We start from the raw sequence: 11,402 nt of genomic DNA, 5'->3' as shown, positions 1-11,402 counted from the left end.
GTCCCAATGCCAACTTCGAGGGCCCGCGGCCAATACGCCAAGGGAGCGGAACGCCGCGAACAGATCATCCAGACGGCAACCGACGTCTTCGCAACCGAAGGATTTGAGGGAACAGCGCTCAAGCGCGTTGCCGAGTTGGTGGGTGTCAAGGAAGCCACCTTATTCCACTACTTCAAAGGCAAGCAGGAGCTCCTCACGGCCGTCCTGGCAGAACGGGACCGGCGGTCTCTGGCCGTCGGTGGCGAATCAGGGGTTGGGTTGAACCTCATGCCCGTCATCGCGGAGCGGAACGAGCGGGAGCCAGGGCTGACCACGCTCTATGCGGTTGCCTCGGCAACTGCCAATGATCCAGGGCACGACTCCCACGCGTACTTCAAGGACCGCTACGAGACCGTGATTCGGGACGTAGCCGTCGACATCGAACGGCGGCAGTCGTCCGGCGAGGTACGCACCGACGTCGACGCTGAAGCTCTTGCGCGGCTGGTGGTGGCTGCCTTCGACGGTTTGCAGTTGCAGTGGCTTTACGACAAATCAGTGGACATGGCCCAAGGACTGCGCCAGCTCACCGATGTGTTGCTGGCCCCGTCGCACCCAACTGGGTAGCAGATAAGGCCGTTCTGAGTGCTCAGAACGGCCTTATCTGCTACTTACTTGGGGGCGATGCCCGTGGTGATGCTAGCGGCCGGTGCCGCCGTAGACGGTAGCCTCAGCGTCGCCGTCGAGCTCGAACGCATTGTGGATGGCGCGCACCGCATCATCCAAGGCGTCAGCGCTGGTGACCACGGAGATACGGATTTCCGAGGTGGAGATCATGTCAATGTTGATGCCGGCGTCGGAGAGGGCCTTGAAGAACGTGGCCGAAACGCCGGGGTGTGAGCGCATGCCTGCACCAATGAGGGAGAGCTTGCCAACGTGCTCGTTGTACTCGATGCTCTCGAAGCCGATCTGGCCCTCGGCGGCGCGCAGGGCGGCCAGGGCGTCCGCACCTTCAACAATGGGAAGGGTGAACGAGATGTCCGTGCGGCCGGTGCCGTGGGTGGAGACGTTCTGGACGATCATGTCGATGTTCGAGTGCGCATCTGCGATCACCTGGAAGATTGCAGCTGCCTTGCCGGGGATGTCCGGTACGCCCACCACAGTGACCTTGGCTTCGGACCGGTCGTGTGCAACGCCGGAGATGATTGGCTGCTCCAAGGCAACTCCCTCTTGAATAGTGAACTTTTCGTCGGCGCCGGGGATGACCCAGGTGCCTTCGTTCTGGCTGAATGACGAGCGGACGTGCAGGGGCACACCGAAACGGCGGGCGTACTCCACGCAACGCAGGTGCAGGATCTTGGCACCGGAAGCGGCCAACTCCAGCATTTCCTCGCTGGAGATACGTTCAATCTTCTGGGCGCTGCTGACGACGCGGGGGTCGGCGGTGTAAATGCCGTCCACATCCGTGTATATTTCGCAGACGTCAGCTTCGAGAGCCGCAGCCAAGGCAACAGCGGTGGTGTCCGAGCCACCGCGGCCCAAGGTGGTGATCTCGTTGGTGATGCGGCTCATGCCCTGGAAACCTGCCACGATCGCAATGTGACCCTTGTCCAGGGCGGTGCGGATGCGGTGAGGATCGACGTCGATAATTCGCGCCTTGCCGTGGATGCCGTCGGTAATCATGCCGGCCTGGGAGCCCGTGAAGGACTGCGCGGAGGCACCGAACTTGTTGATGGCCATGGCGAGCAAGGCCATGGAAATTCGTTCACCGGCGGACAACAGCATGTCCATTTCACGGGCTGGAGCCGAGTCGGTGACCTGGCTTGCAAGGTCCAGGAGTTCATCAGTGGTGTCGCCCATTGCGGAAACAACAACCACAACCTCGTTGCCGGCCTTCTGCGCGTCCACGACGCGCTGAGCGACCCGCTTGATGCCATCAGCATCGGCAACCGAGGAACCGCCGAACTTTTGAACGATCAGCTGCTTGGTAATGGCAGCCTCGTTGGAGAGCTCGTCGATCTTCACTTCGGTAGTGGGCATAGTCATGCGCGCACCCTCACTGCATCAATAGGGTTCGAACGCGGCGTGCCAAATCCAAATTTGAGCACGCCTGCGTAGCTTATTTGCCCAGTTTATCGCCGTGTGCAGGGCTGGTAGGAATTGTGACCACATAGCGGCCACCCCATCCCTCTACCATCCGGCCGTGCCCGGACCGCCCTTGAACGGGCCCACAATCTGCCGGGTGATCCAGCCGCCATAAAAGCCGCCTTCCTGGAACGTCACCTGCTCACCGTCCACCGTGCAGGCTTCCATGTTTTCCGGATACAGGGCCACCCGTGTGCTCAGGGCCTCGAAGCCCCGGGTCGGGTGTGGGTACGTCCAACCGCCGCGCTCAACAACCGTCCCGCCGGCAGCGATAGTGAAATAGCTCGCCTGCCCCTTGAATTCGCAGAATGTGGTGCCCCCAACAGGAATAAGAACACCTTCCGGGAAGGCATCCAACGGCACGTAATAGACAGGAGGAAGGCTGGTTTCCAACACCCTCACAGCATCGGTGGTGTCTACGATCACCTGACCTCCCAGCCGCACCACAACCCGCTCGGCACGCGGCTCAACCCGGGGCGGGCGCGGATAGTCCCACACCGATTCCTGACCGGGGGCCGGCTTGATGGGACGGGGGCGCCGGAAGACGCCGGAAACACTGCGACTGGAGACCATGTCCCATAGTGGCACGCTTGGCTGGGATCTCCCCGTGAAGTTTTGGGCGTATCCGTGGCAGCGTGCCCGGCGTACCATCCATTCATGAGGAGTGCGAGAGGCAATGGCCGGCGTTCCTGACCGCCCACGCGGTCCGGGTCCAACCCATGAACCCGAATACGAAGTGATCGGCGGCGTGATCGACGATCAGCCCTCCGGCTTTGATCGCACCAGTCCAAGGACTGGGTCTCCGGGCAGACCCGCCCCGCAGTTCGGGACAGCCGTGGCCGTTGCATGGCACAGCGCCCGGACATCTTTTACCTCGTGGAGGTTCTGGGTGGCCTGCGCCTTGGGGATTGCGGCCGCTTGGGGATCAGCTGCCGCTGTGATTGCGGTAGGGGAAGCCAATGGGTGGTTCGACGTCAGGGTTCCAGGCGCCATCTACCTGATCACGGCGGTGTTCCTGGCACTTGCCGCCGCCGTGTTGGGCGCGATGTGGGGCTTCCGTCATTCCCATGGGCGCGTACCCGTTCTTCTGCTGTCAGGGGCCATGCGAGGGATGGCATTGGCTGCGCTGGCCGGTGGCGTCTTGCTCGCGGTGGGCAGCAGCGTTGGTGGGCCGACCGCGCTGACCGGTGCCGCCGTCGTGGTGATTGTCCTCGAAGTAGCCGTGTTCGGGCTGATCGGTGCAGGTGCACGGACGTGCTTTGCCACGGCGGCGCCGGGTGCGGCGTTGGCCGCCGTAGTGGTGGCATTCCTCTGCTTAGGCAACGTTGTTGTCACGGCCCTGCTGCTTCCTGGCACCACCGGAATGGACCAGGCGTCAGTACCGGTGAATGTGGAGCGGGACGGTGCGGGGCGGGTCATTGCCTACGAATGTGTGGGCGAGCTTCAACCGGTTGAGGTTGCCCACACGGACCGGGTCGTGTGGCTTGCCACAGCCAACCCGGCCCTCCTTCTGGGGAGCATCGGCGCCGACATGGTGCCCCCGGATAACGCGCTGGGCTGGGTGATGTCCGGACTGCAGTGGGCTTCCGACGGGCCATCCCGTGAAGTGCCGTGCCTCCGCGGAGAATCAAGCACCAGCCGTGCGCCGTCCATGCCAGTGGCGCTGACAGGCTTGGTGCTACAGGCACTCACGGCCGCGCTGGTGCTGGTTCCGGGACGCTGGCTGGCTGCGAGGAGGCTGCGAACTAGTCCGCGTTCCGGCTAGCCCCGTCGCACGTACTCGGAAACCACCACGCCCGAGCCGAACGCCGTCGTCGAAACCTCATCGAAGGCGCTGGGCTGATAGGCGCCGGGCGCAAACAGCGGGATGCCGTCGCCAAAGAGGAGCGGGTTGCGTTTGAGCACCAGCCTGTCGATCTCCTCGGAAAGCCGGGTGGCCAACGTGCCACCGCCGCACAGCCAGATGGAGTTGCCCGGTTCGGATTTCAACCGGCGCACCACTTCCACCGGGTCCTCGGACGTCAACGTCAGGTTCGGGTGCTCGCCAGGAATGTCTGCCCCAGTCCGGGTCCGCGAGAAAACCACCTGCTGCAGATGCTGATACGGGCTTGTCATGCCCACCGGCAGGCCCACCGCGTAGGTATTCCAGCCCATCACCACGGTGTCGAACATGGTCCCGGTGCGTTCGATGCCAAAGGCGTCGGCAATCGCAGTGGGAATGGCATCTGAGAACCGCGCATTCAAGGCGGCCATGTGGTCGCCCTCCACCGGAAACGCGTCAAACTCGCCTCCAGGGCCGGCAATATAGCCGTCCAGGCTCACAGCAACGTAGTACACAAGTTCTCGCACGGGACCCCAATCACGGTTGATGTTGTGACTGCGAGACTACAACAGCGCGTTGCGCCTGCCCTCGAACGCCCTGCCGAGCGTGACTTCGTCCGCGTACTCCAGGTCCCCGCCTACGGGAAGGCCGGAGGCCAGCCGAGTCACGGTGATGCCTATCGACTTGAGCATGCGGGCAAGGTAAGTGGCTGTAGCTTCGCCCTCAAGGTTGGGGTCCGTGGCGATGATGATTTCCTGGATGGCGCCGTCGTTGAGGCGCGTGAGGAGTTCACGAATGCGCAACTGCTCCGGACCGACGCCTGCGATGGGATTAATTGCCCCGCCCAGCACGTGATAACGGCCGCGGAAGGACCGCGTGCGCTCAACGGCCAGGACGTCCTTGGACTCTTCCACGACGCAGATGACCGACGGATCACGACGCTGGTCGCGGCAGATATTGCACGTTTCCTGCTCGGTCACGTTAAAGCACACGGTGCAGAACTTCACCCGTTCCTTGACCGTGGTGATGGCCGTGACCAGGCGCTTCATATCCTCAGGATCGGCCTCAAGAATGTGGAACGCCAGGCGCTGCGCTGATTTGGGGCCCACACCGGGAAGCCGGCCGAGCTCATCAATCAGCTCTTGAACTGCACCTTCGTACACAATGTCCTCGTTAGGTTGAAATCAATGCTGGAGTCAGCGGGGCTGCAGGGGAGAACCGTCCAAGGCGCGCTCTTCAATCAGCTTCCCGCCCAGAATACGCTCCACGGCAGCCCGCCCAAAGACACGGGATTCTTCGATGGTTTCGTCTTCCGGACTGGGAATGTCCTCCGTCACGGAGGCGGGGGCTGCCTGGGTCCGTGCGGGTGCCTGAACACGGCCCGCTTGGGCTTCGGGGCTGTTGGTCAACCGCTGGTACAGGCTCTGGCGACCATTCGGACTTCCCGACGGCGCGGCCTCCTCCAGTGTGGCTACCGAACCGTGCGCTTCCTCGGGTTGCGTCGCCAAGGATGGCCAGGTTGCCGGTGCGTTGCTGGCAGACGGGGCGGCGCTACTTGCCGGGGCGGGCATCGATTGGGTCGCGGGCCAGCTCGACGCCGGTGCGACGTCCCAGCTGGAGCTCGGGTTCTGCTCCGCGTTGGTGGGATGGCCGTAGGCAGCGGTGGCTGCTTCCGGCACCTGCGCTGCGGCGGGTTCGTAGTCAGGGGCGTCCGTTGCCGGGGCGACATCTTGGGCCGCTTCGGCGGGTTTCCTGCCCACATTGGACTCGGTGCCCACAACCCACGTCCCAGGCGCTTGCTCGACTGCACGGGACCACGGATCCTCGGACGCGTTGCCACGTGCTGCCTGGGACGGTGTTGCCGACGCCCGGGGTGACGACGGTGATTGGGGTGTGGAAGGCGATGCCGATGCCGACGGGGATGCCGATGCCGACGGGGACGGGCTGGCCGCTGCGGGGGCAGCCGATTGCGTGCTGGTACGGCCGTAGCCCGAAGGCGGCTCCCAATCCGCAGGAGGCTCTTCATCCAGGGGTGGCGCGTCTTCGTCCAGCGGCGGACCCCAATCGTCGTCAGGGTACGAGTAATCGCCGGAGGGCTCGGGAGCCGGGGCCGGGACGGCTTCCGGTGCCACTGCAGCTGCCGGTGCAGCAGCCTGTGGGGGAGCTACTGGCGTGGCGGCCCGCGGGGGAGCTACTGGCGTGGCTGCCGGTGCGGATGCCGCCGTCGCCGAAGCGGGTGCGAGACCCCAGGCGGAGTCGACAGCTGACACCGGCGCCGGCGTCGAGGCTGCGTCCGCGGTGGCTGACGTAACATCTGCTGCTGTTTCCACAGGGGACCCGGCACCAGCCGACGCCTGGGCGCTTGCTGGTGCCGCAGCAGCCGGAATGTCCCGGCTAGTAGGTGCTTTTGGGTTTGGCTCAGAGCTCGCTGAGCTGTTGCCGCCAGCGACCGCGACGATCTGGCAGTCGATGCCGATGGTCTTATGAATCGCCTGCCGAAGGTTCTCGGAGTGATCCGCACGCCCGAACGCACCAGCAAGACCGCCCGTGGTGAATGCCAACGTCAGCACCTGGCCGTCGAATTGGGCCACTTGGGCATTCGGTTCCACGAGAGCCCAGGTACTGCGCTTGATCTTGGTCAGCGTCTGAAGAACGTCCGGCCATGCACGGCGCAGAGCCTCCACGTCGCCGCTGCCACCTGGGGTCGAAGTCTGGGCCTGCGCCGGAGCCGGAGCTGGAGCTGGGGCCTGCGCCGGAGCTGGAGCCTGAGCGGCAGGCTGCGCGGGTGCCTGGTGCGTCGCCGTTGCCTGCGCCGGGGCTGCCCGCTGAACCTGCGGAGCTGCCTGCGACGGGGGAGTGGTGGAAGCTTGGACAGGTGGGGTTTGCTGTGCTGGTGCCGGGACAGGAGCGGCTTGGGCCGGAGCAGCTTCCGGTGCAGCAGCCCGGGAAGATCGTTCAGCCGCCGGACGATCTTCGACGGGCCAATCGCTGGTGGATACTCGCGGTGCTGTAATGGCGTCGCGTGATCCACTACTGGTTGACGGCTCGGGAGCGGCGGGGGCCGCGGCGGCAGGGGCTTCCGCTGGCGCCGGAGTTGCCGGGGCGAGCGGCGCAGCTGCCTGCGAGGTAGCCGCAGCTGCGGGTGGGCCGGCAGCGACAGCCGGTGCGCCGGCGTCGCCCGCGTAATTCAGGCGCCGTTCCACGCGGTCGATGCGGGCCGCGATACCCCGCTCCGTCTGCTCGGAACTGGGCAGGAGGATGCGGGCACACAACAGCTCAAGGTGGAGGCGCGGCGATGTGGCCCCGGTCATTTCCGTGAGCGCGGTATTGGTGACGTCTGCAGCCCGGGACAGCTCGGCTGCCCCAAGGTTGGTTGCCTGGTTGCGCATCCGGGCGATCTGGTCCGCCGGCATACCGCGGAGGATGGCCTGCGCGCTCTCGGGCATCGCTTGGACAATGATGAGGTCGCGGAAACGCTCCAGAAGGTCTTCAACGAAGCGCCGGGGATCGTGGCCGGTTTGGATGACGCGGTCCACGGCTTTGAAGACCACTGCGGCGTCGGACGCTGCGACGGCGTCCACGATGTCATCCAGCAAGGAAGCGTGCGTGTAGCCGAGCAGGGCAACAGCGAGCTCGTAATCCAGGCCGTTTGGTCCGGCGCCGGCCATGAGCTGGTCCAGGACGGACAAGGTGTCGCGAACGGAACCGCCGCCTGCGCGGATGACCAGCGAAAGAACGCCGGGAGCGACAGGAACATTCTCCTGCTGGCAAAGGAGTTCGAGGTACTGCATGAGCGGCTCGGGTGGCACCAGCCGGAAGGGGTAGTGGTGCGTGCGGGAGCGAATGGTTCCGATGACCTTGTCCGGCTCCGTAGTGGCGAAGATGAACTTGATGTGTTCCGGCGGCTCTTCGACGATCTTGAGCAGTGCGTTGAAGCCGGCCGACGTGACCATGTGGGCCTCGTCAATGATGAAGATCTTGTAGCGGTCACGAACCGGGGCGAACGTTGCGCGTTCGCGGAGATCGCGGGCGTCGTCAACGCCACCGTGGCTGGCGGCATCGATCTCGATGACATCCAGCGAGCCGGAGCCGCCGCGTGCGAGTTCGATACAACTGGGGCACAGGCCGCAGGGGGTGTCGGTGGGTCCCTCGGCGCAGTTAAGGCAGCGGGCCAGGATGCGTGCGGACGTGGTCTTGCCGCAGCCGCGGGGGCCGGAGAAGAGGTAGGCGTGGTTCACACGGTTCTTGCGGAGCGCCGTCATCAGCGGCTCCGTGACGTGTTCCTGCCCGATAACGTCCGCGAAAGAGTCCGGGCGATACCTTCGATACAGGGCAGTTGTAACAGTCACAAGTGAAACCTACCTATAGAGACTGACATTTAAATAAGTGACCCCTCATGCACCCGCCAGAGCCCATCTACCCTTGCTACCTTCCGGTCCTGGGGGAGTTCAACAGGATGACGCCACATGAGGGGCCGTCGACAAGCTTACCCGAACTTGGGTTGGGGTTCGAATCGGCTCGAAGGGCTGTGGATAAGGCTCGACGGCGGGTGGTTAGGCTGCGTAAATCACCGCCACCCATTCACCGGCCACGTCATGAAAGCCGGCTCCTCGTAAGGGTGCGCCGCCCGCAGAGCCAGCACCACGCCGTCGAGCCTGTCCTCCTCGACCACGCACTCAACACGTACTTCGGGCACCTGCTCCTCAATCCCAACCTCGCCGATAGCGGGCCGTGCTCCCGGCAGAGGCGTGAAGCGCCCAGTGCCCGGTGCGGTGAAGGCGCAGTGCGAGTAGTTCCCTATTCGGCCCCCGCCGGCGTCGCCGATGGCCAGGAGGACCTCTTCAATGTGGGTCTCTGGTACGTAAACCACCAAGGCGTGGAGCTGCGTCATGGGGACATCCTGTCAACAAACTTCGGCTACAAACAGGTCTCAACCATTGCAAATCACCCGGCCTCAGCGGACCATGGGTATGTACACCGATTGGGGCAATCTCAAGATTGTGAGCTGCGGGGCCTGGGAGCGAGGGGCCGGACCCGGCAGCTCAACGTTGTACCGCAAGAATGGGCGCGTTGGGGGCGTCCATTTTTCCGTTAACGAGCCCTCCTTCGAGGGTGCTTGGACGTGGCAAATCAGCCCGATTACACGATGCCGAAATTCTCAGGTACAGTAGTATCTGCTTTCGAATCGGAAGCAAGGAGAATTCGCCTAGCGGCCTATGGCGCACGCCTGGAACGCGTGTTGGGTTAACGCCCTCGGGGGTTCAAATCCCCCATTCTCCGCCGAAAAAGGCTCCGGGATCCACGTGATCCCGGAGCCTTTCTCTTTGCCCAAAATTCGGCTCCCGCCATGATGGTTTTCCGGCATGAGGTCCGCACATTCCGAGCACGCCATTTGTCCTATGACGCGCTTTGCCGGACCTCTATGCCCTCCTAGGATTGCGTGGACTTGTTCGCAACCAGAGGGGATCCGGTGTCGGACCTTAGTGCGGCCCTGCCGAGTCGGGCTCGGGCGGCGGACCTGGACGCCATCAGGCTTATCGGAATCGCTGCCGTAGTGGTTGGGCATGTCTGGACGTCCGGGCCGTTCACTGACGCCCTGTTCGCGTGGCATGTCCCCGTATTTTTCATCCTGACGGGCTATCTATGGAAACCGGGCCGGACGGTGCGCGATGAGATCACCCGCCGCTCCAAGACGCTCCTGGTCCCGTACGTTGCTTGGCTGGCCGTCATCAGTGTCGCGTTCGCTTCCGTGGAGTACCTGCGCGGCGGATCCCTACCCGTCGAAGCACTCCGAAATGCAGTCTACGGCGGAGCTTTCGCGGTGCGACCATACTCCGCATTCTGGTTTGTACCGGTCCTCTTTTTCACGGCTGTGCTGTGCCGCTGGCTGGAACGCTTTCCGGCGTGGGTTGCGTGGATCATCGCTGGACTGGGGCTGGCAGCAAGCGTTATTGCGGGGGAGGTGATGGCAAGGACGCCGCTGGGAATAGCTTTGGCGGTGCCGTGCCTGGTGTTCGTCCTCGTCGGTCGCGCTTTGCCTGCCATGGTCCAACGCGTCCGCTATAGAACCGCCGTGGGCGTGGGTCTGATACTTGCCGGCATTGCCCTGACGGTGGGAGGTGCGGTGCGGCCGCTGAACATGAAAGACGGCGACTTCGGCACGGTCGCGTTGAGCGTGGTCAACGCATCAGCAATGAGCCTGGGGCTGATTCTTGTCTTCGCAGCGCTGTACCGCGGGGTTGGCCCCGCAGTGAATGGCCTGACGATCCGGCTGGCCTCCGCAGGGCTGGTGGTTGTTCTCACCCACGCATTTTTCCTCTACCTGCTCAACACGCCTGCGTCGGGAGCGATCTTGGACGCCGTTGTAGCTTTGGCGGTGCCCTTTGCTCTCGCCTTACTGGTGCTCCGGTCGCCGCTCCGCCGCTGGCTTGTGGGTTAGCCGTCAGCCTGCTGCTCGGTATCTTTCTGCTGAGCGGCGGCCACCCGTTCCAGCACTTCCCGGCAGGCCAGAATTGCCGGGTGGATCCGGCCGGCCGTCCTGGTGGAGGTGAACACGGTTCGCTCCGGCAGGCCGGGAAGGTCCAGGAGTTGGACTGTGCGGCTGCGGCCGGTCCACACGAGGTCCGGCATGAGTGCCACGGCGTTCCCGGATTCGATGAGCCGGATTTGGGCTTGGAGGTCGGCTGTTTCGTAGCGCACGTCCGGCTCGAATCCCGCGGACCGGCAGGCCTGCTCTGCCCAATGCCGGGATGCTGCGCCGCGGGGTTCCATGACCCACGGCATGGACGCCGTGTCAGCGAGGGTGGCTACGGTTTCGCCGCCAAGTCCTACGGGGGGAGTGGCCAGCCGGATGGCGTCGCTGGTAAGGGTAACCCGGTCCAGGCCGCTATGGTGCGGGGCCGCGTGGCCCGGGTATTGCTCGGCCACCACAAGGTCGAAGTCCCGCGCCCACGTTTCGTAGAGTGCGGTCTCCGGTTCGCGCTGTGTCATCTCCACGCGTACCTCGGGATACTCCTGGCGCATGATGGTGAGGAACTCAGGCAGCAACGCCAGTGCCGCGGACTGGAACACCGCCAGGCGCACGGTCCCGGTCACCGTGGACAGCGATGCCGCGAGCTCAGTTTCGGCTCGCTCCAAGGTTTCCAGCAGCGCAGCGGTGTGGGCCACCAGGATCTCCGCCTGCGGAGTCAACTGCACCCGACGCCCCGCTTTTCGCAGCAGTTCCACCCCCGCTTCCTTCTCCAATAGCGTCAGCTGCTGCGACACCGAAGAGGGGCTGTACTGCATCGCATCGGCTACCTCGGCGAGGGTTCCGCGGATCTTCAATTCGTGCAGCAAACGCAGCCTGCGGACGTCCAGCACGGCAGCCTCCAAAGATTCGGGATGAGTAATGAATATTCGTCAGAAAAGATCGCTTTTCCTAACGTGATTGTAGATCCATACTGATGGAAACAAACAA

At 64.1% G+C, this 11,402-nt stretch carries 10 protein-coding genes, 1 tRNA gene and 1 other RNA gene; 4 read left to right on the top strand and 8 right to left on the bottom strand.

Features of this window, described 5'->3' with window-relative positions; all coding sequences use genetic code 11:
- The first annotated feature begins 6 nt into the window (after positions 1-6).
- Entirely contained in the window at positions 7-603 is a 597-nt protein-coding gene (locus tag MOD31_RS01315) for a TetR/AcrR family transcriptional regulator (RefSeq protein WP_250819662.1), read from the top strand.
- A 72-nt stretch (positions 604-675) separates the two neighbouring features.
- Here the strand turns inward: MOD31_RS01315 and MOD31_RS01310 are convergent, their stop codons facing one another.
- Together MOD31_RS01310 and MOD31_RS01305 are read right to left on the bottom strand one after the other, a co-directional pair.
- Positions 676-2,022 carry an aspartate kinase gene (locus tag MOD31_RS01310; RefSeq protein WP_142936760.1) on the bottom strand — a complete coding sequence of 449 codons (1,347 nt, stop codon included), beginning with the start codon at positions 2,020-2,022 and terminating at the stop codon, positions 676-678.
- A 144-nt stretch (positions 2,023-2,166) separates the two neighbouring features.
- Positions 2,167-2,694 (bottom strand): DUF427 domain-containing protein, encoded by a 528-nt coding sequence (locus MOD31_RS01305; RefSeq protein WP_250819661.1) that lies wholly within the window; start codon positions 2,692-2,694, stop codon positions 2,167-2,169.
- Between the two features lie 103 nt (positions 2,695-2,797).
- On the opposite strand from MOD31_RS01305, the gene MOD31_RS01300 reads away from it, so the two are divergent.
- Positions 2,798-3,886, top strand: a complete 1,089-nt coding sequence (locus tag MOD31_RS01300; protein ID WP_250819660.1) for a hypothetical protein — start codon at positions 2,798-2,800, stop codon at positions 3,884-3,886.
- On the opposite strand, the gene MOD31_RS01295 is transcribed toward MOD31_RS01300, so the two are convergent.
- The 5 genes from MOD31_RS01295 to MOD31_RS01275 form a co-directional block, all read right to left on the bottom strand.
- Entirely contained in the window at positions 3,883-4,470 is a 588-nt protein-coding gene (locus MOD31_RS01295; RefSeq protein ID WP_250819659.1) for a dihydrofolate reductase family protein, read from the bottom strand. The two genes, MOD31_RS01300 and MOD31_RS01295, sit on opposite strands and share 4 nt — an antisense overlap.
- A 36-nt stretch (positions 4,471-4,506) precedes the next feature.
- Complete coding sequence (recR, locus tag MOD31_RS01290; protein WP_142936756.1) at positions 4,507-5,106, bottom strand: recombination mediator RecR; 600 nt, start codon at positions 5,104-5,106, stop codon at positions 4,507-4,509.
- A 33-nt stretch (positions 5,107-5,139) separates the two neighbouring features.
- Positions 5,140-8,292, bottom strand: a complete 3,153-nt coding sequence (locus MOD31_RS01285) for a DNA polymerase III subunit gamma and tau (protein WP_250819658.1) — start codon at positions 8,290-8,292, stop codon at positions 5,140-5,142.
- Positions 8,293-8,325: 33 nt separating this feature from the next.
- An RNA gene (ffs, locus tag MOD31_RS01280) (signal recognition particle sRNA small type) lies at positions 8,326-8,422 on the bottom strand.
- Between the two features lie 88 nt (positions 8,423-8,510).
- The gene (locus tag MOD31_RS01275; protein ID WP_166841316.1) at positions 8,511-8,834 is read right to left on the bottom strand and encodes a hypothetical protein; all 324 of its coding nucleotides are present in this window, start codon (positions 8,832-8,834) and stop codon (positions 8,511-8,513) included.
- Between the two features lie 304 nt (positions 8,835-9,138).
- Here MOD31_RS01275 and MOD31_RS01270 point away from each other — a divergent pair.
- Positions 9,139-9,223 (top strand) — tRNA-Ser (locus MOD31_RS01270).
- Positions 9,224-9,413: 190 nt separating this feature from the next.
- Entirely contained in the window at positions 9,414-10,382 is a 969-nt protein-coding gene (locus tag MOD31_RS01265; protein WP_250819657.1) for an acyltransferase family protein, read from the top strand.
- On the opposite strand, the gene MOD31_RS01260 is transcribed toward MOD31_RS01265, so the two are convergent.
- On the bottom strand, positions 10,379-11,305 hold the full coding sequence (locus tag MOD31_RS01260) for a LysR family transcriptional regulator (protein ID WP_166841318.1): 927 nt from the start codon (positions 11,303-11,305) through the stop codon (positions 10,379-10,381). The two genes, MOD31_RS01265 and MOD31_RS01260, sit on opposite strands and share 4 nt — an antisense overlap.
- Positions 11,306-11,402 lie beyond the last annotated feature (97 nt).

Origin of the sequence: Paenarthrobacter sp. TYUT067 (assembly GCF_023656375.1) — a bacterium.
Lineage (GTDB): Bacteria > Actinomycetota > Actinomycetes > Actinomycetales > Micrococcaceae > Arthrobacter.
This window is presented reverse-complemented; position numbering and strand designations above follow the sequence as displayed.